We start from the raw sequence: 25,131 nt of genomic DNA, 5'->3' as shown, positions 1-25,131 counted from the left end.
GGGGAGCGGCATGAATACCAAGGCAAGGCTTGTTCAGCAGTCGGCGCTTTATGTGCTGCTTACGGTTTTTGTAGGATTAACCCTCGCCCCGATCGTCTTTACGCTGATCTCATCCTTCAAAAATAACGCCCAGATTCTAGGAGGCATCTGGACGCTGCCCATTCCGGCGCAAACCGGCAATTATGCGGAAGCGTTCGCTGCCATTTGGCGGTACACCTTGAACACGGTGCTGTATGCGGCGGTGGGAGGCACGCTCGTGGTGGCCTTGTCCGCTGTGGCGGGCTACACCTTTGCCAAGAAGGAATTCCTCGGCAAGGAGGTGCTCTTCATGATGATGCTCGCGATCATGATGATCCCGGGCGTGATGACCCTAATCCCGTCGTACGTGCTGTATGCGAACCTGGGCCTGGTCAACACGCCTTGGGTTATTATTATCAGCGCCGCGGCTGGAGGACAAATCTTCGGCACGTTTCTGTGCAGAAGCTTCATGGCGGGGATTTCCAATGAGCTGTTTGATGCGGCCAAAATCGACGGCGCAGGCGAATTCGTCGTTTTTACGAGAATGGTGCTGCCGTTGTCGGTTCCGGTTCTCATGACCCTGATGATCATGCAATCGGTCGGTATTTACAACGACTATATTTGGCCGCTGCTCACGATCAAATCGAACAGCATTCAGATGATTGGCGTCGGTCTTACGCAGTTTACGAACCAGTTCGGCATATCCAACATGGGCGTGGAATTCGCAGCTTATATCATTTCGGCGATTCCGCTCGTGCTGCTGTTCAGCTTCGGGATGAAGTACTACATTCAAGGGGTTACGCAGGGTGCCTTGAAAATATAAACGACGGACCAAATGGAGAGAGATGGATGAATATACACAGACAAGCGGAGAAGATTCCCAGCTGGATCTGGCACCGGGAACGGGAAGGCAGACGACGGATCGTGCTGGAGAGATCCTTTGTTCTGCAAGAGGCGGAGCGGATAGAGATGAAGCTTGCCTGCACGGGAGAAGTGGAAATCATGCTGAACGGAGCGCCCGTTGGTCGCGTTGCGGAGCACGCCAGGCATACGTCGGCATTCTTCAAGGTAGAAGGATTGCCGGACCGGCTGGAGCCGGGGGCGTACACGATTCGTTTGGAAATCCGCAACACGGTATCGATGCCCATGCATCCGATCAACATGCATCTGCACGACCGCTCGGTCGGCTGTATCGCGTATATAAGCGGAAGTGAAGGATTATGGCTGGCCACGGACGAGACCTGGAGCGCTGGCGATTCCCCTGCCGAAGTGGTTTGCGTATGGGGCGAGGAGCCCTTCGGTGATCTGGACGGGGCTCCCGGCTGGTTCATTGCCGGCGGTTACGGCGATATCGCTACCGAGCCGATCCATGGCGTGAACGTTATGTCGGTTCACGGCATGGTGGCGGACTCTGATCAGGATGGCGCCTTTCTCCTACAAGGGACTACAACCGGACCGATCCTCCTGGGGGAGGTAAAGGCCCGGAACGAGCGGCATATTTTCTACCACCTCCTGAAGCAGGGCGAGTGGAAGGAACGCCGGACGCAGCAGCGCCAGCTGGATTTAAGCCGGGTGCCGCAGCTGCTGCTTGAACTGCCTCAGGAGCTGAACGTGCGGTTCTGGGTCGAGAACAGGGGGGATACGGAGATCGGTCTGTTGTGGAACGGCGCGGAATCTTTGCAAGAGCTGCTGCATTACGACGGATGTATGACCGAATGGCTGACCGTGCCTGCGGGGAGCGCCGTCGCAACCAATCCCCAAGGCATGCGCTACGTCAGGATGTATGTGAGCGGGGATTGCGGAGCGCCCTTCCAAGCCGAGATTCGGCTGGAGGCTGCCGGCGTTGCACTGAACCAGGTCGGGCAATTGCAGGTCGATCAGCCGTTGATGCGGCGAATCTATGATGTATCAGTCCATACAAGCCGGGTATGCCACCAAATCGGGCTGTGGGACGGCATCAAGCGGGACCGTCTGAATTGGGCGTACGATATTTATTTGGCAGCCAAAACCGAATATTCGCTGTGGGACGATTACTCCGTCCTGAAACGGTCGCTTCTCGAGCTGGGCCGGACGCCTTACGGCTATTGGATGAACAATCTGCCCTCCTATACGCTGTGGTGGCTCAGCAGCATTTGGGATTACTACTTTGAGACGGGCGACCGTGCGTTTGTGCTGGAGCTCCGGGAGGAGCTGCTGCGGCATATCGCCTGGGTAAGGGCGAATGCGGATGCCGGCACCGGGGTGTTCATGCCGGAGGCCGAGGGGACTTACTCCTTCATCGAATGGTCGCCGATGGCCGAGTCCGAGTCCTGGGCGTGCTTAAATGCGATTTATAGCATGACGAAGAGCCAAATGCAGCAGCTGGCAGGGGATATACCGGAGCTTGGCATTCAGTGGGGTGAGCCGCGCGCGGAGCTTGACGAGAGCCGATTCATCGGCTCCTCTTACGCGTTGCTGACTTCGGTCATCGGCATTAAGAGCGGGTATGTCGGTAAAGAGCATGCACGCCGGTTTCTGCTTGGCTATCGGCTGAGGGACCCGCTCACCCCGCTTTCGGCTTATTGGCTGGCCGAGTGCTATTCGGAGCATGGAATGCACGAGAGGGCGTGGGAAGTGATTGCCACCGTGTGGGGGACGATGCTGGATGCGGGAGCAACGACCTTTTGGGAAGGCGTGAGGCTGACGCCGAGCAGCGATATTCACCACGCGCTGACCACATATACCGCGTACAGCTCCTACAGGATGAGTCTGTGCCATAGCTGGTCCAGTACGCCGGTCGTGTGGATCGCCAAGTATGTGCTCGGCATTCGGGCGCTTTCTCCCGGATATGAACGCATTGCGTTTGAACCTCATGCCATCGGAGGGCTGACGGCGGCAAGCGGCGTGATCCCGAGCCCGCGGGGACCCATTTCGGTGGAGTGGAGATTGGAGGAGGACGGTCGTATGATCAAATCGGCCCGCATCCGAGGGGCGGAGCTGGCAGGGAGGCTGGGATGAAAGCTGAATTGCACAAAAAGAAGGCGTCATGGCAGGCGAGCTGGATCTGGGGAGACATTCCCCCCAATACGCCGAATGTTTACCTGGAGGCTCGAAAGAGCTTTGATCTTGAAAAACCAGCTTCCCGAGCCCGGCTGTTCGTGTCGGCGAATCAAAAATATCAGGTGTACCTCAACGGAAGCTTTGCGGGAAGAGGCCCGTCTCCCGCTGACCTTCAGTGGAAATATTACGACGAAATCGACGTAACCGGCCTGATCCGCTCAGGAAGGAATGCGCTCGCGATCGTCGCCTACAACTTCGGAACCTCCGATATCGTGACAGGACAGATGCAGGGTCCGGGCGGCCTCATCGCTGAGCTGGAAATAGAGATGGGCGACGGGACACTAGCTGTTATTGCAACGGATACCGACTGGAAGGTCCGCCGTTCGCCAAGGTGGATGGCCCAGGTCTCCAGGCAGCATTTGTGGAACGGTTTCCGCGAAATTTACTTGGCGGAGAAAGAGGATGGCTGGGAGGAGCCCGATTATGACGATGCTTCATGGGCCGGAGCATCCGTAGTCGCCGCTGCGCTGGATCCGGACTCCCCTTGGCCGCGGCTGCTTCCCCGGGAGATTCCGCCGCTGGAACGGGTATTGGCGAAGCCGGCTGCGATCATCCGGACGGACTCCAATTTCGGGGTCAGCGCCGGAGAATGCCGGATGCTGGCCGAAGCAGCGCAAGCATCGGCCGGAGCCGGCGGCAGCGGCTGGGATAGCTGGACGCTGGATGCAAGCGCCCCCGGATCGCTCCCCGGGGTGGTGTTCGACTTCGGCAAGGAAACGGTAGGGTACCCCGAGCTGGAGGTTCATGCACCAGAAGGCGGCGTCATCCAGCTGTCGTATGGGGAATCGCTGGAGCTGCAGCTGTACGATACGTTTATTCTGCGTCCAGGGATGAACCGGCTTAAGCCGTTCGGTCGGCGGGCATTCCGGTTTCTGCAGGTGTCGTGCCAGGCGACGCCGGTTCCGTTGAAGGTGGCGCATTTTGCCGTCGAATCCGTGCATTATCCGTTTGACCGTTCCGGTTATTTCCGAAGCAGTGATGAGCGGCTCAACCGGATCTGGGAGGTCGGCGTCTACACGACCCTCGTCAACAGCCAGGATCATCTGGAGGATTGCCCGCTGCGGGAGGAGGCGCTATGGGTAGCGGATGCCGTGGTAATGGGCAAAGTGATTTACCATGCTTTCGGCGACGAACGGCTGCTTCGTAAATGCTTGCTGCAAGGAGCGCGCATTCAGAATCCGGACGGCTCCATTCCGGGTACGGGACCGGAGCGAAATTCGTTCCTGCTGCCGGATTTCTGCGCGCACTGGCTGTTCGGCGTGCACGCCCATTGGCTCTACACGAAGGACCGCGGGTTTCTCGGCGAAATCTGGCCAGCGGTCGAGCGGCTCATGGCGTGGTTCCTGGACCAGGAGGATTCCAGCGGCTTGTTTGCACGGGCCGACAGGCCAGGCTGGTGGTGCTTTATCGACTGGGCCGATTACATCGATCGGCGGGACCGGGTGACGGCCGTTTCCTGCTTCTATTACAAGGCGCTGGGATTGGCGGCGGATCTGGCTGCCGAGATGGATCTCCACGATTTGGCAAGGCAGTGGCGGGAGCATGCGGCCCGGCTGAGGACGGCGATCCGGGGGCAGATGCGGAAGCCCGGCGATATCGTATTCGCTGATTGCATCGGTCCGGAAGGGTTGTCGGCTCAGATCACGGCTCAGACCAATTTTGCTGCCGTCTGGTCGGGCGTTATGGATCCGAAGGAAGCCGATCGGTTTCTGGATGAATGGTATGAGGCCGGGAAGCTTCCTCCTTTAAAGGGCGCTTTCTTCTATCATGTGGTCCTTGAAACGCTAATCGGCAAAGGGAGAACCCGGCGCGCGCTGGACCTTATTCGCGAATACTGGGGCGGAATGCTGGACCGCGGAGCGACGACCTGGTGGGAGACGTTCGATCCAGCCCTGCCGTTCAGCACGGTGCCGAGTCCGTATCAGGGACACACGCCGACCTATCTGATCGATCATATCCCTGTGAGCTTCAGCCATGGTTGGGGGGCGTCGCCCAGCTATATTTTGACCCGATATGTGCTGGGATTGGATTTGAGACGGCTTGGCGATCGGGAGGTGCGAATTGAATTCGATCCGGGTGATTTGTCCGAGGCGGAAGGAGCAGTGCCAACCCGTTACGGGCTGATTGAAGCCCGCTGGAATCGAAAGGAAGGGGGAGGTTTGCGCTATGAGCTGACGATTCCGCAATGCCTGACGGTGAAGGCTGAGCAAGGAACGGAGCTTGTTGTGAGCACACGAGAAGGGATGATTGTGTAACGGATCCGGAACAATGCGGAGGAGAGCGGAAAGGGGGTGAATGGTGAAGCAGCAGTAATATCCGTGTGTGAACATATTCATAGCCATGCGAGGAGGATTGAACGTGAATAAGCTGAAGAGGTTCATGAAACCGCTGCTCGTTGCCGCCATGGCGGCGATTGCCCTGCAATCATTCCCTGCGGGGATTGCCCTTGCAGGTACGTATGACCCTGACCTGACAGCATCTGCCCATGTCAGAAGCGTCTCGGGTTACACGCCGTCCATCATCATCGATGATTTTAATCAGCCTGACGAGGTGAACCAGCCGGGGAAATGGAGCGCGGGAGCCGGTGCGGAGAACGTTACCTATGCCGACCGGTATGCGAACGGCCCGAATACGCCTTATGAGGGAAGCCATACGCTGGAGATTTGGTCGGACCAAGTCAAAGCCTATGAATGGAGAACCGTATCCAAGGAGTTTGATCAGCCCATTGACTTATCGGGAGTAAACTATTTAACGTTTGCGGCAAACAGCTATGGCTGGCAGACGGAGGATTATCTCATTAAGGCGACGTTGTTTAACGGAGACGAAGCCTACGAGAGCATTGCCAAGATCAACCCGAACAGCTGGAACAAAATTGCGGTATCCATCGAGGATTGGGCGCATCGGGATGCGATCACGAAGATCGAATTCGCGTTCATGCTCAATTTTGACCACGGCGGCTTGAAGCCAGGAGATCCCGGCTATGAATATTGGGGAGGCAATTATCAAATCGATTATCTCAGCGGGTCGAACGCGATCGGCATGGACTTCAGCATCGACGGTGAAACGGAAGGATTTACCGCGCAGGGGGCGGCCGTGAGCGCGGCCGGCGGCGAGCTGCTGCTGGATGTGTCGGATGCTGCTCCGGTGCTGCAGTCTCCCATGATCATTCAGGACATCGAGCATTACAATACGCTCAGCGTAAAGCTTCGGAATGATGCTTCGTTCCATAAAGTAAGGGTCGAATGGGTGACGGAGGAGAGCCCGGCCTGGGACACCGCCAAATCGGAGGAATTCGATATTGCGGCTAATCACGCCTCGTCCGCCGAGTATGAGTTCAATCTGTCGCTGAGTCCCGACTGGACCGGTACCTTAAAACAGTTCAGGCTGTCGTTCTTAAGCGAGGACGGAGCAAGCGGAGGACAGATCGGCATCGATCAGATCCGGTTCAAGCAGCTGGCGCCGATCGAGCGTTTCCCGGGAGAGCTGACCAGGCATGAGATCGCCTCCTCTCTCGACCGGATCATCATCGAAGGAGTGCTCGACCCGGAAACGGTCGATTCCTATGAGAGCGCAAAGCTTCAATTGTTTGAGCTCCAGCCTTACGAATCGGATCGAGACCTGCAGAATCGGGCGCCGTTAGCCGAGCAGGATTTGTCCGAAAGATTCACGTTCGACATCGGCTTGGCGGACGACGCGGGCCATACCCGGATATATTCCAAATTCGCCGTTGCCATCGTCCGGCAGGACGGGACGATCGACCTTGTAGACCGAGCCAAGTATGTGAGCAATCCGGATGCGCTCGCGCTCGGAACTTATCCGTTCCCGGTTGCGAAGAGCAAAAAGGGGCTCCAGGTGCAAATGGTGGGCGATGCGGAGGATTTGGGCATCAGTCACGCGGCGCTGAATGTGGACTACAATAACGCCTTATATATCGATGGCACGGTTAACCCCGCCAATACGTTCGAATACGTGCATGAGGGAGAGACTTTTTACTTCAAGAAGGATTGGATCGAAGAGAGGGATAATTCCATTAAGAGCTTGTCGGATAACGGGGTGACGGTATCCCTGATCCTGTTGATGTATAAGACCGGGATGGACGCCACAACGCCAAACCGGTATCTCCTCCATCCGGATGCGACCGACGGCATTGTGTATGCCTTCAATACAACGGATGAGTTCGGCATGAAGTACTATAAAGCGATTACCGCCTTCCTGGCGGAACGCTACACGCGCGAGGACGAGAAATACGGAAGGGCCGTGAACTACATCGTCGGCAACGAGGTGGACGCCGGGGAGACATGGTACAACATGGGCAATGATAAGACGGTGCGAGAGTTCGTATCGGACTATGCCCGGACGGTGCGTCTGACGAATACGATCGTAAAAAGCTACTACAGCAACGCCAGAGTATACATCTCGCTCACGCATAACTGGGACCAGCAGCTGCCACCGACACAGATCGGCTCGTTTGACGGCCGCTCGATTATCGACACGCTGCAGGCGGAGATTGCTGCGGAAGGCGATATTCCATGGCATATCGCTTATCACCCATACCCGGAGAACCTGTTCGATCCGCGGGCATGGATTGCACCCCAGTCGCTGGAGCAATTCGATACGCCAAAAATCACGTTCAAGAACCTGCACATCCTTGTAGAATACATGAACCAGCCGAAGTTCCTGTACGGTGATGAAGCGCGCCGGATCATCCTTTCGGAGCAGGGCTTTCATAGCGGCGACAATTCGCCGGAGAGCCAGCGGGTGCAGGCGGCCGCTTATGCGTATGCCTATTACATTACCGATTTTCTGGACGGGATTGACTCCTTCATCTTGCACAGGCATGTGGATCATGCCGGAGAATACGGCTTGAACCTCGGTCTGTGGACGCATGATCCAGACACGAGTAAAGGCTTAAACATCCCTGACGAGCACAAGCTCGTATACGATGTGTTCAAATATATCGATACCGAGCGCTCGCTCGAGGTGACGGAATTCGCAAAACCGATCATCGGCATCGGCGATTGGACGGAGATCGCGCCGGCTTTTGATGCCAGCAAGCTCGCGCGGCGGGAAATGCCGGATGCAGCCCAGGCCGAGGCGATTCAGGTCGGCCAGCTGGAAGGGGCCGAGGTCAGGTTTGATTTCGAACAAGACGATCAAGGCTGGACCAAAGCGGAATACGTCTCCCAGGTCGGAATGGATGATTCCATCGCCGCCAGCGGCAGCCGGTCACTGAAGGCATCCGTGATGGGGAGAGCACAGCTGGGCGACAGCAAAGGGATTGCCAAGACGTTCGATCAGCCATGGAGCGCCGAAGGCAAGCGGTACCTGTTCTTCGGCATTCATCCTTCGCAAGGTCCGGCGTCGGCCGAAGCTTATACTGTACGGGTGAAGATCTACAGCGATCAGCATATACTTGAAGCGGAAGAGAATGTCCCGGCGAAGCAGTGGACCCAAGTGGCAGTCGATCTTGGAGAATGGGCGCATAAGGACCGCATAACGAAAATTAAAATCTGGATTGCCCCGGAGAACCGGATTCCTTGGTCTGGCGGTTCCTTCCATGTCGACGGCATCGGTCTTGCGGACAGCATCGAACGGGTGAAGCTTGCCGCAGCTGTATCGCCCGAGCAGCCGGATGGACGCGGGGACTGGTACCTTCAGCCGGTGAACGTGTCCATCGAGGCGGAAGGCGGCGTACCTGAAGGCTGGAGCATTCAATATCGCGTCAACGGCGGAGAGTGGCAGGCTTACGACGCCGCATTTACGATCGATACGGACGGTGTCAATACGGTCGAATACCGCGCCGTCCATACATCGGGTGAAACTGGAAAGTCCACATCGCTGGCCATTCCGATCGACCGGACTGCGCCGAGCGTGAATGTTACGCTTGATCAAGCGGTGCTGTGGCCGCCGAATCAGAAGCTCGTGCAGGTGAATGCGGTCGTGGAAGCAAGCGACGAAGCTTCGGATATCGACTCGGTCGTTCTCACTTCGATTACGAGCAATGAAGAACTGCAGCCTGAGGATATTCAGGATGCGGACTACGGCACGCCCGATACCGCCTTCCTGCTGCGGGCAGCAAGGTCAGGCCAGGGCTCCGGCCGAATCTACACGATAACGTATACCGTTACCGATCAGGCAGGCAATGAGACGGTGGCTACGGCTGAAGTACAGGTACCGCATGACGGGTCAGAGATGAAAGAGAGTGGTTTGGCAGAGGTCGAATGAACAGGGGATGGACGACATGCTTAGGATACAAAATCCAAGGGTCAACGGGCTCAATGCGCCGCCGGGGCTGGATGAGCGGTTTCCTGTATTCTCCTGGCAGTTGACCGGCACTAGGCGGGGAGAGGAGCCGGCTGCCTGCCGGGTGAAGGTAGCCTCAACGAAGGCGGGTCTTCGCAGCGAGGATGGGGAAGTCTTATGGGATAGCGGGAAGCGCTGCGGTCATGAGCTGTCCCTGTCTTATGAAGGACCCGCGCTTCGCGGAAACCGGCGCTATTGGTGGCAGGCCGAGGTGTGGGACTGCGACGGGAGCCGTTATGCGATGGAACCTGCCTGGTGGGAGACGGGACTATTCTCTGGCGACTGGCAGGCGGAGTGGATCTGGCGAGCAGGCGACATTGTGATCAATGATTTCGTCTATTTCCGCAAAACCTTTGAGCTTGGCGCACCGGTCGTTCGCGCAAAATTATTCGTCTCGGCCCATCATATTGTGCAGTTGTATGTAAATGGGCAGCGGGTAAGCGGCTTCGGGTCGCCTGCGCCGACGGGAGTTCCCCGCCGCAAGTTTTACCTGGCGTATGACGTCACCTCCTTGTTGTCCCATGGCGCCAATTGTATCGGGGCATGCGTCCATTATCTGGGGGGCAGCGGCCAGAACTATGTCGACGGCTCCCCGGGACTTCTGCTGCAGCTTCATGCGGAGCATGCGGACGGCAGCGAGTCGCTCGTCGCCTCCGATCGGAGCTGGCGGACGCTTCGGCGCATCCCGCATCGGATCGGGACTTCTTATCAACAGAACCGCCGTCTGTCCGCCGTGGAGGATTACGACGGGGGCCTGCTGGATCCGAGGTGGCTTACTCCGGCTTACGACGATTCATTATGCGATCCTGCCGTTGCGGCCAGCCCGGATTGCCGAGCGTGGCCACTGATGTGGCAGCGGCTCCCGGAAGGAGCGGAGCTGGAGCTAATCCAGCCGACCACCGCGGGGCAGCCGAGGAAGGGGGCAGAAGGCTGGGTTCAGGTGTTCGATGCGGTGAAAATCGTCTCTGGTTGGCCTCGGATTACGCCTCCCGGCAAGGCTGGGGTGACGGTGCAGCTGCGTTACGCGGAATCGCTGGACCCGGACGGCCGGGTGCCGCATCAGGTCTGCAATGAAATCTCGCATAGCTATTTCGACCGTTATACGATGCACGGCCGGGGAGGTCCCGAGTGCTGGCAGCCGGATTTCAGCTACAAGGCCTTTCGCTATGTCGAGGTGACCGGATATCCAGCTCCTCTGGAGAAGGGACAGCTGACCATCTGCGCAGCGGGAACGGACATGGAGCGAACGGGACATTTCCGCTGTTCCTCCGCTTTCATCAACAAGCTGTATGACGTTTGCATGCAAACCCAGCGCAACAACGTGCTGGGCCAGGTCGTGGACTGCCCGCATCGCGAGCAGGCGCAGTATTTGGCGGATACCGATCTGCAGGCCGAGGCCTTGCTGTATAATTTCGAAGCGGTTCCGGTGCTGGACAAAACGCTGGGGGATTTCGCGGACGGGCAGCTTCCGGATGGCACCTTTCCGTTCGTGTTCCCGTCGAACTACTTGCATCCGGACTTCAATCTTCGTATTCCGGAGTGGGATTTGCATTATGCGACGCTGCTTTGGAAGCTGTACCGTTTTACCGGGGATCGGCAGCTGCTTCTCCGCCATTACGGGCCGATGCGGCAAATGATTGACGCCTACATCTCCGGGGCGTCGCCGGAGACCCGCTTAATACCGGTCGGAGATGGCTGGCATATCAGCGATTGGCCATATCCAACGGTTGAGCATGAGGGCGAGTTCCTGACGGTGCAGCAGATTAAAGCTTGGCAGGCGCTCCGGATTGCGGCGGAAGCGGCGGATGTGCTGGGCAAGGCGGAGGACCAGGAAATGTATGAACGACAGGCTGCGGCATTGCGCTCAGGTATTCTGACTTTCCTATACGATCCGTTCCGAAAGCTGCTTCGCGACAGCTCCGGCTCGCAGGCCTTCCACCAAGGCGTGAATGCGTTGGCGATCTATGCCGGACTGCTGCCGGAGGAGGACCGGGAAGCTGCGGTGGAAGCCGTTGCGGGTATGCCATGGGAGAGCAGAACCGTGCTTTCGCTGCCGCTGGTGCGCTTGTTGTTTGAGGAAGGACGGTCTGAAATGGCTTATCAGCTGCTTAGTAAATCCGATTACCCCGGTTGGGGGTATATGATTGCCCAAGGCGCAGAGACGCTGTGGGAGGGCTGGGACGACATCGAGTCCCACTGCCATGCGTGGAACGGGTATCCCGCCAGACTGCTGCAAGAATATATATGCGGTATCCAGAGCGGCAAGCCGGGATTTGCGGAGGCTCGAATCCGTCCCTTTTTCCCGGATGAGCTTGAGTTCGCCGAGGCTGCGGTGCCAACTGTGAGGGGAAGCATCAATGTGCGCTGGGAGCGGGTTCTGCGCGGCGGGATTCGGCTGCGAGTTACACTGCCCTGCACGATGAAGGGGCTTGTTGTCCTTGATTCGCGGCCTGATCGTCCCATAACAAGCATAGCGGACCGGGATGAGCCGGTCTGGGAAGATGGGGCCGTCCTTCGGGACTTTCCGGGGATCGCGGGGTGCCGGCTTTGCGGAACGCGGCTGGAATTGGAGCTTCTGTCGGGGGACTATGAGCTGATGATTCGATATGCCGGTGAGGGCTTGTAGCGATTTTGGCGATCTTCCAAGAGAGTACGCTCTGGACGGCGAAGCGGAAAGTAGGATTTCGGACATAAGGTAACCGAGAAATCATGAAACGCTGGAATACGGCAGAAATGGTGTAGTGGCTAAACGCTGGAATGGAACGGGAAATTGAAGGGAGAGGTCCGCTATCGTCGCGGGATCTCCCTTTTTTATGAAGTGTTATTGGCTGCCAACGAAACCAGCACTCCTCACATTTTGTTGATGAAGTCAAGAGAAGGGAGAAATGAAGTAAAAAAGGGTGGTTGACGTTAACTTGGAGCGATACTACAATAGAGAATGCAAACGTTTACATTATAATCGCTTTCGGTTAATTAGCCTATGACAACGCATCTGAAGGTTCAGCATCTTTCAGCAGACTTTGTCGGGGAATGTCGTCAGTTTCGAAGAATTGAAAGCCCTTACCCATTTATGCAAGCGTTTGCGCAAACGGTAGCACTCAATCAGTATTGTACATTTAACGAAAAAAGGAGGCTTTTGATGATGAGTAGGGCCGTAATGAATCCGGCAATGAAGCGAGCATGGTCCATCCTGGTGATTCTATCCTTGGTGCTGTCCATGCTGGGCATCTCTCCTGCAACGGTACATGCGAACCAGGCGCCAAGCAAGGTTGTCCTCGTCGGCAGCCTGCAAACCAAGCTGGGCCATGACAAGGACTGGGACCCTGCGGCGGCGGTTACCGAAATGACCGCTACCGCTGACGGCGAATACCGTCTGACAGGGGTACTGCCGGCAGGAACGTATGAGTACAAAATCGCGATAATTGGCGATTGGAACGAAAGCTACGGATTCGACAATTACTCGAACCGCAATGGTGTCAAGAAGGGCGATAACATTGAGATTACACTCGATAAGGAGACCGAGGTAACCTTCTACTATCATCACGGTACACATCGGATTGCCGATTCTACATATTACAAGCCGCTTGCCGCGGACAAGCTTCCGCGGGTCATTGGCAGCTTCCAGACCGGCATTGGTGAAGCCGCCGATTGGTCTGCTTCAGATGCGCGGCTCATGCTGCAGGATACGGATTATGACAATGTTTATACCGTGACGGCAGACGTTTACGGCGGCGATCATGAATACCAGATCGCGCTCGGGGCGGATTCAGCCGCCGAGGTCTATCCGGCAAGCAAAGAAACGCTCAAGCTGCCAGAGGACGCTGCGGTCACCTTTGCTTACAACGCGCTGGATCACAGTGTATCCGCAACCTATCAAATTCCGCAGCAGCCGGCCAACCCGGCGGATCCGATCCCGGTCGATCATGTTCGGGTTCATTACCAGCGGATGGACGGCAATTACCGCAATATGGGGCTGTGGATTTTTGGCGATGTCGCGTCACCGTCTGCAAATTGGCCGGCAGGTGCGACACCATTTCCTGACGGGCAAGTCGACGAATACGGCGCCTTCGTGGACATTCCGCTGAAAGCGGACGCCAAGAAGGCCGGCATCGTGGTCGTTGACCGGGTCAGCGGCAACAAGGACGGCGGCGACAAAAACTTCGCTGTTACGTCTCCGGAGATGAACGAGGTATGGCTCAAGGAAGGCTCCGATACGGTATACCTCTTCGAGCCGGTGGATCTGCCGGCGGACACCGTACGGGTTCATTATCAAAGACAGGACGGTAACTATTCTTCATACGGCCTATGGCTGTGGGGAGATGTGGCCGCGCCTTCGGAGAACTGGCCTACCGGCGCAACCATGTTCCCTGCGGGTCAGACAGACCGTTACGGGGCTTATGTCGACATTCCGATGAAGGCCGATGCGCAGAAGATTAACTTGATCGTGCTGGATCCGTCGAAGGGGGATGCAGGCAAGGACGGAGGCGATCGCGGCTTTGCTTTAGTCGACCGTTACCAGCATCTGTTCTTGAAAGAGGGAGACAATACGGTGTATGTATCTCCTTACGGAGAGGTTGCAACCGGGCTGGTCTCGGCCGAAGTGCTGGCTCCAGGCAAGCTGCGTCTTGGCTTTACAATGACGGACGGGCTGGAAGCCGGCGCTGTCCAAACCGAGCTGCAGATCCGCGACAAAGACGGCAGCACGGTCAATGTCGGCAAGGTGAGCATCCTTGATGGCACGACGGTGGAAGTGGAGGCTGATTTTACGCTGGACCAGGTGCCGCTTCAGGTCACCTATGCCGGGAAGACCGTAACGGCCTCCACCGGCTGGCGCATGCTGGACGAGATGTACGCCTACGAAGGCGATGATCTCGGCGCGACCTATCAAGGCGGAGGTGCTGTACTGAAGCTGTGGGCGCCGACGGCGGACAATGTGGCGGTGAATGTGTACGATAAAGGCGACGCGACAAAGCTGATTGGAACCGTCCCGCTGCATAAGGGCGATCGCGGCGTATGGTCGGTGGAGCTGAAGCCGGGAGACCTCGGGATTGCCGACTTTAGAGGCTATTACTACCAGTATGAAGTGACCAACCAAGGCGTTACGAAGAAGGTGCTGGATCCTTACGCCAAATCGATGGCGGAGTTTCGGGTCAACACGAAGGGCGAAGCAGGACCGGACGGCGACACCGTCGGCAAGGCTGCGATAGTGGACTTGAGCGGGACAGACCCGGCCGGCTTCGACTTCGCGAATATCCCGGGGTATCAGCAGCGCGAAGATGCGATTATTTGGGAAATCCATGTCCGGGATTTCACGTCCGATCCTTCGATCGAGCACGATCTGAACCATGCGACATGGGGATCCTATGATGCCTTCAAAGAGAAGCTTGAGTACATTAAATCCCTCGGCGTGACGCATGTTCAGCTTCTGCCCGTCATGGCATGGTATTACGGCGACGAGGCCGCCATGAAGAACCGGGAGCTGGAATACTCCGCGAAGGACAACGAATACAACTGGGGCTATGACCCGCACAGCTATTTCTCGCCGGACGGCGCTTACTCGGAGAATCCGGCCGATCCGGAGCTTCGGATCAAAGAACTGAAAGCGATGATTCATGCGATCCATGAAGCGGACATGGGCGTCGTTCTCGACGTCGTGTACACGCATATGGCCAAGGCCGATTTCCTGAACGATATCGTGCCGAATTATTATGCCTTCCAGGATGCCAACGGCAATTTCATCGGCGGGTTCGGCAATAACCTGGCCACCAACCGCAAAATGGCCGAGAAGCTGATGGTAGATTCGGTGAAATACTGGTTTAAGGAATACAAAATCGACGGCATGCGCTGGGACATGATGGGTGATGCCACATATGAGGCTGTCCAGAATGCGTATGACGCTGCAGCTGCAATCAATCCGAATGCGCTGTTCATCGGCGAAGGCTGGGTGACATTCGGCGGGCATCTATCCGATCCATCCCTGGCAGGCAAAGGCGCAGACCAGAACTGGATGGATAAAACGGATGATGTCGGCGTATTTTCCGATGAGTTCCGCAATGAGCTGAAATCGGGCTTCGGCCATGAAGGGGAGCCTAGATTCATTACCGGCGGGGCACGCGACATTCAGACGATTTTTAACAATATCAAGGCACAGCCAAGCAATACGAAAGAAGACGATCCGGGCGATATCGTGCAGTATATCGAAGCTCATGATAATCTGCCGTTATATGACATCATCGCGCAGTCTATCAGGAAGGATCCTTCCGATCCGTCGAATGATCTGGAGATCCATAAGCGGATCCGGCTTGGCAACCTGATCACGTTAACATCCCAGGGAACGGCGTTCCTCCATGCCGGGCAGGAATACGGCCGCACCAAGCAATGGAAGGGGCAGGGGGTTCCGGAGCAGAAATATCACGAATTGTTTGATGAGAACGGCAGGAGCTTCGGCTATTTTATTCATGACTCCTACGATTCCTCGGATGCGATCAATATGTTCGACTGGGCGAAGGCGACGGATGAAGTCCAGTTTCCGGAGAACAACAAGACGCGGGAGTATACCACAGGCCTGATTGAGCTTCGGAAATCAACCGACGCATTCCGGCTCGGCGATCGCGGCTTGGTGGATTCCAATGTGACGCTGCTGCAGATTCCGGAAGTAAAGGCGCAGGACTTGGTGATCGCGTACAAAAATAAGGCAACGGACGGCACCGGATCCTATTATGTGTTCGTGAATGCCGACAATCGGGAGCGTTCGCTGACGCTGAGCGAGGACTTGACCTCCGGGCAAGTGCTCGTGGACGACGATGAAGCCGGCACGAGCGGGGTCACAACGAAGTCGGGCTTCACGCTGACATCCGGCTCCATTGCGCTGGAGCCGTTGACCGCGGTCGTTATTAAGATGAACCCTGCCACGAACCCAGGAGGCAACGACGGCGGCAGCCCTGGCGCAGGCTCCGGCGGCGGTTCAGGCAACGGAGATGGAGGTGCCGGTGGCATTGCTCCGCCGACGAATCCGGCGAAGCCGCAGCAACCGGAGACCGGTCAGCGAATCCTTACCGAGGACATGCTGAAGAGCGGACAGGGCAGCGTAACGATCGGACTGCAAGCAGGGGACAAGGAGATCCTGCTGCCGCTTCAGGCAGGCGATTTGCTGGGCACGAAGGCACTGGAGCTCAAACGGGAAGGCTTGGTGGTACGACTTCCTGCCTCACTGCTAAGTTCGCTGCAGAAGCTGGTACCGGCAGGCCAGGGGAAGAATGCCGTGATCTCCTTCACGCTGGAGGAGATCGCGCAGCAGAACGCGGATGCAATGACGACTAAGGCGGCATCGTCCGTGAAGGCCAAGATCAAGCGCGGCGGCAAGATGTACGACGTTCAGCTTGCCGTTAAGCTGTCCGACGGCACGGAATACAAGCCGGAAGCGTTCGCTTCGCCGATTACGTTCGGGTCGGCCCTGGAAGCGGGGATCAATGCCAAGTGGGCAGGAATCTACCGTATTGCAACCGATGGAGGTTTGATGTATATCGGCGGCAAGTCGGGTGATGGCTATTTGACCGCGCAGCTTAATCAACCTGGCATATTCGCCGCTTGGGAGTACGATAAGTCATTTGCCGACCTTGCCGGCCACTGGGCGGAGCAGGCGGTTAAGGAGCTGGCGGCCAAGCATATCGTGAACGGCACCAGCGAATCGACATTCAGCCCGCAGCAGCAGCTGACACGGGCGGAATTCGCGGCTATGCTCGTACGTGCATTGCATTTGGAAGCCGATCAAACCGAGGCTGTCTTCCGTGACGTCGACAGCTCGGCGTGGTATGCTTCCGCCGTCGCCGCCGCGAGCCAGCATGGACTGGTGAATGGCAAGGGCAGCGGGATGTTTGCGCCTCACGCGGCGGTGACCCGTCAAGAAATGGCGGCCATGCTCCTGCGTGCTTACGAAGCGAACGGAACAGCTCCTAAAGCGCCGGCTCCTAAGGATCAGGAGCAAATCTCGGCGTGGGCAGCAGAGATGGTGGAAGAGGCGCTGACGCACGGCCTGATGAAGGGCCGCACGGACGGCAGCTTCGCACCGAAGGATGCAACGACCCGGGCGGAGAGCGCTCAGGCGATCTTGAACCTGCTGAGCAAACGGCAATAAGCAGAATTGGAATTGGGGAATTCAAGCAATCCTGCTCATGCAGGGGAGCGTTGGCGATGACCGCGGGGACGTAATAATAAAACTGGCGAATAACGAACAACGGGCACCCTTTGGGGTGTCCGTTTCTATTCGTCATACAAAATAGGCGATATCGGCCCATCGAATAACTGCTGGAACTCCGCAACCGTTTCGGCCTTATATATGAGCATTAAGATCCTCGATCATGCATGTTTTGAGTGGCAAGGCGCTTGATTTCGTATGCTCTGATTGTCGAGCGTAGCAATAGCGCGGAAATTCTTGCTTAGTCCCAATCCATGAAAAAGGCAACCTATCCCCGGTGACGGGTCAGGTTGCCTTAAGTTGTCTTGCTTTAAGTCTTCTTATTAGACTTTAATTACGCCTGTCGTATGCAGCAGAACGAGGACAACCAGAATCGGTGCAATGTATCTGAGCATGAACAGCCACACGCGGAACCATCCGGCTTTGAGGCCGGCGGCATCGGCTGCTTTTTTCCAGAAGTATCCTGCAAACAAGGTTGTAATCAAGCCGCCTACCGGAAGCAGGATATTGGACGTAATGAAATCAAGCCAGTCAAAGAAATTTTTGCCGCCGATGTCTTCAAGGCCGGGTACGATCCCGAAGGACAATGCGGATGGAAGACCCAGCAGCAGCACCAGCGAGCCTACGATAGCAACGGCTTTCGTCCGCCCCCAATGCCAGCGGTCCATGACATACGACACGGGCACCTCGAGCAAGGAGACGGCCGAGGTCAATGCGGCGATAGCAAGAAGGATGAAGAACAATCCGCCGAAGAATGCGCCGAGCGGCATTGCCGAGAAGGCAGCCGGCAGTGCGATAAATACGAGCGACGGACCGGCATCCGGTGCGATTCCGAAGGACGCGGTCGTTGGAAAAATAATCAGGCCGGCGATAAAAGCATAGATCAAGTCTCCGGCGCCAATAGCAAGGGTAGCTTGTCCAAGCGACTGCCGCTTGTCCACATAGGCCCCATAAGTCAGCAATATCCCCATTCCAAGCGACAAGGAGAAAAAGGCATGGCCGAGAGCGACCAGTGCAGCCTCTGCACTCAGCTTCGAGAAGTCCGGGTTCAGGAAGAAGGATACCCCCGCGCCGGATCCCGGAAGCGTGACCGCCCGTATCATCAATACGATCAGCAGGATGACGAGACCCGGAATCAGAATTTTATTGAATTTCTCAATTCCGCCGGAGACGCCTTTGGCGACAACCCATCCGGTGAGTGCAATCGCAACGACCTGCCATACAATCGGCATATAGCCTGCCGTGAAGGAGCCGAACTGTCCGGTAAAATCGGTGCTCTCATACAGTGCACCGCTAAAGGACATGACCGCATAATGGAGCGTCCAGCCCGCCACAATGACATAGAACGTCAGAATCAGGAATGGAGCGATGACCTGCAGCAATCCGAGATGGCCGAATATTTTGGCTCCTCCAGCTTTCACGAAGGAAGTGGCCGCACTGCCGCGGCCGGCTCGTCCAATCGCGAGTTCAGCGAGCAAGACCGGCAAACCGATCAGGATGAGACAGATGATAAAGAGCAAGAAGAAGGCGGCGCCGCCATGCTCACCCGTAATGTACGGAAACTTCCACATGTTGCCGAGTCCGACGGAGCTTCCGATGGCCGCCAGTATGAAACCCGCTGAAGAAAAACGATCCTGTTTTCCGGATGCAGCTGGGTCGTTTAGCTGTTTTTTCATAGATGTTCCCCCAGTAGATTTTTTATTTAAGTTTCTCTATTATATTTCAAGTTTGCTTATAAGGCATAAGTAAATTTTCCTAATACGTCCGAGTGCGCAGGCCACGGCCGCTAAATTGGGAGTTTCGTCACAACTCCGCGTTATCCGAAACAGCTTTGTTTTGTACCATGTGCGCCGCCTGTTCCATGCCTGCCAACCCATATCTTATTGAATATTTGCCTGATTGTCGATAGATTTATTGGTTTTGGAGCGGCTAATGTCTTCAAGCAGGCCATTGCCCTAGAAGACTATCCGCTAAAAATCATTGAAAACTGACCCTTTAAAAGCGATGGGCCCTCAGCTAGAGTAGGAGATAATTTGGGGAGACAAAACATACTGAACGAAAGGAAGGTGCAAAATGGATAGAAAAGAGCTGCGCCAGGTGCTTCGGCTTCCGCATATTATTGCGTTATATCTCGGTTCGGTGATCGGGTCCGGCATTCTGCTCATCCCCGGCTTAACGGCAGAGCTGGCAGGTCCCGCATCGCTCATAGCCTGGCTGGCCATGTCCATCCTGGTTGTTCCGATGGCCGTAACAATGGGGCTGTTGGCGTCAAGGCACCCGAGTTCCGGCGGCGTATCCCATTTTGTCAGGCTGGCCTTTGGCCGCCATTACGGCAATCTGGTCGGTTGGCTGTTCCTATTGTCGGTGCCGATCGGGGGACCGGTCCTTGCGGTAACGGGAGCACAGTACGTGGCTGTTTTGCTTGGGTGGGGCAGTATGGAGACGTATATCCTTGCCCTGCTCATATTCATCCTGCCTTTGGTTATGAACGGGTTTGGGCTAAAATTAGCCGGGAGGGTGCAAATGATCGTCGTAGCCTTAATCCTCGGCATCCTGCTGCTGGCAATCTGCACGTCGGTTCCGCATTATGACGCCGCTCATTTCACGCCTTTTCTTCCGCACGGCGGGCTGAGCGTGTTTCAGGCAGCTGCTTTAATGTTCTGGTGCTTTATCGGCTGGGAGGCGGTGACCCACCTGTCGGCCGAGTTCGTTGACCCGAAGCGGAATGCTCTTCGCGGTGTGATATGGAGCGCCGGCATCGTAGCGATCATATATTTTGCCGTGGCATTCATGAACGTGGCAACCCGAAGCTACGGCCAAGAGGAGGGCTCGGCAACTTCCCTGAGCGCCATGGTGCAGCTGACGCTTGGCCCGGCAGGCGGGTGGATTGTTGCCGCGGCCGCGCTCTTTATTTGCTTCGCTGCACATAATGCGTATTCAAGCGCAGCCTCCCGCATTGCGTTAACGCTGGCTCGGGAAGGGGCCGCACCGCGGTGGATGGGTACGTTGAACGGCAAATACGGGACGCCTGTCGGCGGACTTGGTTTTATCGCAGCCGGCGGAATTCTCGCTTTGTGCGTCTTGGGGAGCGGTGCGGTAACGTTAAACGAATTGATTGCTCTGCCCAATGCGACATTTATAGCAACGTATGTCGGCGGCTGCCTTGCCGGATTCAAGCTGCTGCGGGACGATCGCATAGGAAGGCTGGCTTCCGGGGTATCGCTTGTCGTGACGGTGGCTCTTTATCCATTCCTGGGATGGCCGGCCGTCTATCCGCTTGCCGTCGTCGCCGTTGCGGCGTTTTGGAGAAAGCGTCACACGGGTTGGCTTGCACGGAAGAAGGGCACAGATTTTATAGCCGCCCCTGAAGACGGGGAGGCCCCAAAGTTGTGATAGCTGGTCACAGCTTCGCAATTTCGCAGTTTCGGGACACCCTAATCATGACAGTCGGCAGGTGACGTCACAAATGCGGCAGCTGAATTGTCTTCATTATGAGGTAAGGATAGAGAAATGCAGAAGTGACGAGGAGGGAGCTTATGCTGCTGGAACAAATTTATACCGCCTATCGACCGCTTCTGTTCAGCCTCGCATACCGAATGCTGGGAAGTGCCGCCGATGCGGAGGATATTGTACAGGACGTCTTTTCCCAATTTGTTGCGATGGACCAAGGTGAGGTATCGAATGTAAAGGCGTACTTGGCAAAAATGACCACGAACCGCTGCATCAATCTCCTGCGCTCGTCCCGCCGTCAGCGCGAGACTTATACAGGACCTTGGCTGCCGGAGCCGCTGCCGATTGACGGGCCGGTAATGCCGGCCGATCCCGCCGAGCGCCGTGAAAATATAGGCTATGCTTACCTGGTGCTCCTGCAGCAGCTGACGCCGCTGGAACGTGCAGTGTACGTATGCAAGGAAACGCTAGGGCTGGAATACAAGGATCTGGCGGAGATGCTTGGCAAGACGGAGCCCGGCTGCAGGAAAATCTTCAGCAGGGCCAAGCAGAAGATTGGCCGAATCTCATGGAATACGGACACGCGGCAGCACCGGATAGAAGCGCAGGAGCGTTTTGTCGAGGCATTCTTGAAAGCTTCCGATGAGGGTAATTTCAAACCTCTGCTGGCATTTTTGACGGATGAGGTAACGCTCATCTCGGATGGAGGGGGCAAGGCAAGAGCTGCGCTTAAGCCCATTCTGGGGGTCGATCGGGTACGCGCCTTTTTCGAGGGGCTTTCGGCAAAGGGTAGATTTCGTGAAGGCTTTGAGCCGGTTGCGGTGAATGGGGAGCCCGGGCTTCAGCTGAAACAGAACGGCCGGGTTACGCTGGTGCTGACCGTAGAGTGGGAGCCTGACGGCTCCCGCATCAGACGGATCTTTCTTATGGTAAATCCCGATAAACTGCTCCGATTTAATCAAAGCAGCCCGGGAACATGCCGGTAGACACGCCGATCCGGTTCCAGGCATTGATCGTGCTGATGGCCAGGATCAGATCGACGTATTCCTTCTCGTCGAAATGCTCCCGCACGCGCGCATAGACGTCATCGGGAACGCCGGCCTCATGGAGCTTCGTCACGCATTCGGTCAGCTCCAGAACGGCGCGCTCAGCCTCGGAATAGATCGGTACTTCCCGCCACATTGGGAGGAGAAGCAGCCGATCGGTGCTTTCCCCCATGGACAGCAAGTCCTTGGCGTGCATATCGACGCAATACGAGCAGCCGTTGACTTGGGATGCCCGAAGCTTGATCAGTTCGTACAGCTTGTGGTCAAGGCCGCTGTTTTTGGCGGACTGCTCTAAGGCGAGCAGCGACTTAAAGGCATTTGGATTGACGGATCTGTGATTCATTCTAAGGGTCATGGGAGGGTCTCCTTTGCGGTTGTTTTATTTTGTGTTCACCCTTATGACAACCGGGTCCATGGAATTGTGACGTCCATCCGAAAAAAGTTTTGACCAAGCAAATCCAGCAACTTCTAGTGGACTTTAGCTGTGGACCTTAGTTGACGATACCCTATCTAAGGCAGTTTAAGGGATAATTATCAGCGGCATGACTGTGCCAGCTCGGAGAACCCCTCCGACAGAACCGGATTATCGGCAGTGAAAAAACAGCAGCCCGTCCTGGGCAGAGATTCTGCCGGAAGGGCTGCTGTTTTTGTGGGCGAGAGAGCCCGCTTAGGCTGTCAGCCGTGAAAAATGAGGGAGCGGCCGGATTGCGGGCTTCGCGCAGCTGCTAAATGGTTGGCTGCACACGAATTGGCTGCGACGTGCGTTAATGGCTTGTCGTACCAGCGTGGACGCTAAGCAACGCACCGGTGGTATCATCATGACTTATTTTCCCTGTCTAATTGGAACGCGAAGCTCGTCATCAGGCTGGGTGGTCGTATAGTTATAGATATACAGCTCTTGCTCGGTTCCGGTATAGTTCTCATAAACGTCCATATGCTGATTATTTCCGTCTCCGAATACCCCGAGGATGGCAGGTCTTCCGTATTCCCGATCCTTGCCGTCCAGATAATAGGTTTGATTCACTCCGCCGAACGCAGAATCCGTGCTGCTGGATTGTACGTACAGATTGCCGTCCTTCATGTAGTAGGTCCAGGTGACCGGATAACCCCCAATGATGGAGCTTACCGTTTGCCGCTCTGTGGAGATCCCGGTTAGCCGAACCACCGGATTATCATCGCCCTTGTGCTCATCGACCCGATGGTTAGCAATCAGCGTTAGTGGTTGTTGGGCCAAGCTTTCAGGCGTAAGGCCGGCCATTTCGAACCGAAGCTCCGTTTTGTTTGATTGATTCGGCACAGTCCACACGTTGCCATTGAGAAGCTTGCCGCCCACATCCAGCTTGTAATTCATATAGTGGGCCCTTGTAAATTTCTCTTCATGGGTCAAGACGAGCCGAACCTGAGTTGGCGTGACGATCATTTCTGCGATTTTCGTTCCCCCTGGTACCTCGGTGAATGGAATATTCAACTCTTCCTTAAACGAGCTGTCCTCCAGCTGCTTCTTCGAAAGGGAGGTGCCCAGGCTCCAAGTTCCATCGGCCCTTCCGATCGTGCGATCATATTTGAGCTGGAACGTCGTTCCTTCGGCGCGCAAGGAGGCTGCGGAAAATACCTGTTGGCTCGAATATTCGTCGGACGCTCCCGGTGTCCCGAATACCGGGGTTTCCGTTTCCTTTATACGCGCTCCCTCGTGATTCGTCGCTTCGATCCGAACCCAGCTGTTAGACTGAACGGCCGGATCGGTAAAGGTAATGACGGAATTGAGCAGAACCTTGTCTCCGGGCTGATCGAAGGATTGCAGCGTAACCGTGCCGATCCCGTCCTTCTGGATCTCGAATGTTTGCGTCTCCGGATGGTCGGGACGGAAAGCGATGGTTTGGCTGCCGTCTCCGATAAAGCGGATGTTTTCCACGACAAACTCCATCTCGGCTTGGCGCTCATTCAGCACCCAATCGGTTTCGAAATATCCCTGGAAGACCTGAAGCTCCTCATTCCATTGGTGATAGTAGCGGCCTTTAATCAGCTTGCCGTTGGCATCTTTAAGCCCGATGTTTTCGAAGCTGACAGATTTCCCTTTCGCGGACGCTCCAGGATCGAGACTGTATAAAAGAAAGGTCCGGTTCTCATCCGTAAAGGCGGTATGCAGCGTCAACGTGATGCCGTCTCGGGTGACCGATTGCTCGATCGTTTGGCCGAGCCCCTGCTCCAGGGCAGTCTCAATACCGGCTCTGAAGGACAGAAGATTGGACCAATCATAGGTCACTGCTGCGTATACGGGCGTTGCCATAAGGGCGACAGACAACGAGACTGCAATTGCGGTCCGCTTTCGGCTGCGCGAACGGGGGGCTGCTAATTCTCCTCCGGCGGCTGTCCGCAGCTCGCCCTGCTGGATGCTGCTCCACATCCGGTCGAAATCCGGATAAGGCACCGTGTTCGAGTGTTTCATTAGGTCTTTCATTTGATTCTCAAGACGTTCCAAGTCGTTCCTCTCCCTTCAACCATACGGAATGATTTTGTTCCAGCTTCTTGCGCATCAGCTTCAATGCTTTATGGAGCCTTGACTTCACGGTTCCTTGCGGAATATGCAAGGTATCGGCGATTTCCGCCACCGACAGCTCGCCGATAAAGCGGAGGGTTACCACCGCAAGCAGCTTATCGGGAAGCTGCTTCAGCAGTTTCTCCCATTCGGCCGAGGTCTCTCTCTCGAGCACGACTGCGTCGACCGATTTGATCGATGCGGCCTTGTGTTCATGGAGCCACTGAACCTGGGGCTGCTTCTCGCGTTTCGTCTGGTTTTTCCTAAGCAGATTCAGGCAGTGATTCATCGTGATGCGCATAATCCATGCCCGGATATTCTCGATACGCTTCCAGTCCTGCCGAAATACGGTGACGAATACGTCATGGCATACATCCTCCGCATCCTGCGCGTTTCGGAGCATGTAATAACAAGTCCGGTACACTTCCTTGTTGTACGAATCAAACAGCTCACGTTCGGTCAATTACGGCACTCCTTTCTTCGCG

Annotated in this window: 12 protein-coding genes; 8 read left to right on the top strand and 4 right to left on the bottom strand. The window is 56.2% G+C overall.

The window, feature by feature from the left end:
- The first annotated feature begins 10 nt into the window (after positions 1 to 10).
- The 6 genes from NSQ46_RS28400 (at position 11) to NSQ46_RS28375 (ending at position 17,554) form a co-directional block, all read left to right on the top strand.
- Complete coding sequence (locus NSQ46_RS28400) at positions 11 to 841, top strand: carbohydrate ABC transporter permease (protein WP_342575606.1); 831 nt, start codon at positions 11 to 13, stop codon at positions 839 to 841.
- Positions 842 to 867: 26 nt separating this feature from the next.
- A complete protein-coding gene (locus tag NSQ46_RS28395; protein WP_342575604.1) occupies positions 868 to 3,015 on the top strand; it encodes an alpha-L-rhamnosidase C-terminal domain-containing protein in 2,148 nt (715 codons plus the stop codon).
- The gene (locus NSQ46_RS28390) at positions 3,012 to 5,372 is read left to right on the top strand and encodes a family 78 glycoside hydrolase catalytic domain (protein WP_342575602.1); all 2,361 of its coding nucleotides are present in this window, start codon (positions 3,012 to 3,014) and stop codon (positions 5,370 to 5,372) included. The genes NSQ46_RS28395 and NSQ46_RS28390 overlap by 4 nt, the downstream gene beginning before the upstream one ends.
- Before the next feature lie 103 nt (positions 5,373 to 5,475).
- A complete protein-coding gene (locus tag NSQ46_RS28385) occupies positions 5,476 to 9,342 on the top strand; it encodes a DUF5722 domain-containing protein (protein WP_342575601.1) in 3,867 nt (1,288 codons plus the stop codon).
- A gap of 16 nt (positions 9,343 to 9,358) precedes the next feature.
- Positions 9,359 to 12,046 carry a family 78 glycoside hydrolase catalytic domain gene (locus NSQ46_RS28380; protein ID WP_342575599.1) on the top strand — a complete coding sequence of 896 codons (2,688 nt, stop codon included), beginning with the start codon at positions 9,359 to 9,361 and terminating at the stop codon, positions 12,044 to 12,046.
- Between the two features lie 513 nt (positions 12,047 to 12,559).
- On the top strand, positions 12,560 to 17,554 hold the full coding sequence (locus NSQ46_RS28375) for a pullulanase (protein WP_342575598.1): 4,995 nt from the start codon (positions 12,560 to 12,562) through the stop codon (positions 17,552 to 17,554).
- Positions 17,555 to 17,937: 383 nt separating this feature from the next.
- Here the strand turns inward: NSQ46_RS28375 and NSQ46_RS28370 are convergent, their stop codons facing one another.
- Positions 17,938 to 19,290, bottom strand: coding sequence for a sodium-dependent transporter (locus tag NSQ46_RS28370; protein WP_342575596.1), 1,353 nt, complete (start codon positions 19,288 to 19,290; stop codon positions 17,938 to 17,940).
- 397 nt (positions 19,291 to 19,687) lie between these two features.
- Here NSQ46_RS28370 and NSQ46_RS28365 point away from each other — a divergent pair, with 397 nt between their 5' ends.
- Complete coding sequence (locus NSQ46_RS28365; protein ID WP_342575593.1) at positions 19,688 to 21,007, top strand: amino acid permease; 1,320 nt, start codon at positions 19,688 to 19,690, stop codon at positions 21,005 to 21,007.
- 143 nt (positions 21,008 to 21,150) lie between these two features.
- Positions 21,151 to 22,050 carry a sigma-70 family RNA polymerase sigma factor gene (locus NSQ46_RS28360; protein WP_342575592.1) on the top strand — a complete coding sequence of 300 codons (900 nt, stop codon included), beginning with the start codon at positions 21,151 to 21,153 and terminating at the stop codon, positions 22,048 to 22,050.
- On the opposite strand, the gene NSQ46_RS28355 is transcribed toward NSQ46_RS28360, so the two are convergent.
- From NSQ46_RS28355 to NSQ46_RS28345, 3 genes are all read right to left on the bottom strand, one after another.
- Complete coding sequence (locus NSQ46_RS28355) at positions 22,019 to 22,465, bottom strand: carboxymuconolactone decarboxylase family protein (RefSeq protein WP_210094261.1); 447 nt, start codon at positions 22,463 to 22,465, stop codon at positions 22,019 to 22,021. The two genes, NSQ46_RS28360 and NSQ46_RS28355, sit on opposite strands and share 32 nt — an antisense overlap.
- 468 nt (positions 22,466 to 22,933) lie before the next feature.
- Entirely contained in the window at positions 22,934 to 24,589 is a 1,656-nt protein-coding gene (locus tag NSQ46_RS28350; protein WP_342575590.1) for a DUF4179 domain-containing protein, read from the bottom strand.
- Entirely contained in the window at positions 24,576 to 25,109 is a 534-nt protein-coding gene (locus tag NSQ46_RS28345; protein ID WP_210094259.1) for an RNA polymerase sigma factor, read from the bottom strand. The genes NSQ46_RS28350 and NSQ46_RS28345 overlap by 14 nt, the downstream gene beginning before the upstream one ends.
- Positions 25,110 to 25,131 lie beyond the last annotated feature (22 nt).

Origin of the sequence: Paenibacillus sp. FSL M8-0142 (genome assembly GCF_038597315.1) — a bacterium.
Lineage (GTDB): Bacteria > Bacillota > Bacilli > Paenibacillales > Paenibacillaceae > Paenibacillus_AQ > Paenibacillus_AQ lactis.
Note: the sequence above shows the minus strand (reverse complement) of the source record. Positions and strands in the feature narration are given on the sequence as shown.

Bases quoted from the DNA above. Each gene is read 5' to 3' on its own strand.
- NSQ46_RS28400 (WP_342575606.1), top strand. From the start codon at position 11: ATGAATACCAAGGCAAGGCTTGTTCAGCAGTCGGCGCTTTATGTGCTG.
- NSQ46_RS28395 (WP_342575604.1), top strand. From the start codon at position 868: ATGAATATACACAGACAAGCGGAGAAGATTCCCAGCTGGATCTGGCAC.
- NSQ46_RS28390 (WP_342575602.1), top strand. From the start codon at position 3,012: ATGAAAGCTGAATTGCACAAAAAGAAGGCGTCATGGCAGGCGAGCTGG.
- NSQ46_RS28380 (WP_342575599.1), top strand. From the start codon at position 9,359: ATGCTTAGGATACAAAATCCAAGGGTCAACGGGCTCAATGCGCCGCCG.
- NSQ46_RS28375 (WP_342575598.1), top strand. From the start codon at position 12,560: ATGATGAGTAGGGCCGTAATGAATCCGGCAATGAAGCGAGCATGGTCC.
- NSQ46_RS28370 (WP_342575596.1), bottom strand. From the start codon at position 19,290: ATGAAAAAACAGCTAAACGACCCAGCTGCATCCGGAAAACAGGATCGT.
- NSQ46_RS28365 (WP_342575593.1), top strand. From the start codon at position 19,688: ATGGATAGAAAAGAGCTGCGCCAGGTGCTTCGGCTTCCGCATATTATT.
- NSQ46_RS28360 (WP_342575592.1), top strand. From the start codon at position 21,151: ATGCTGCTGGAACAAATTTATACCGCCTATCGACCGCTTCTGTTCAGC.
- NSQ46_RS28355 (WP_210094261.1), bottom strand. From the start codon at position 22,465: ATGACCCTTAGAATGAATCACAGATCCGTCAATCCAAATGCCTTTAAG.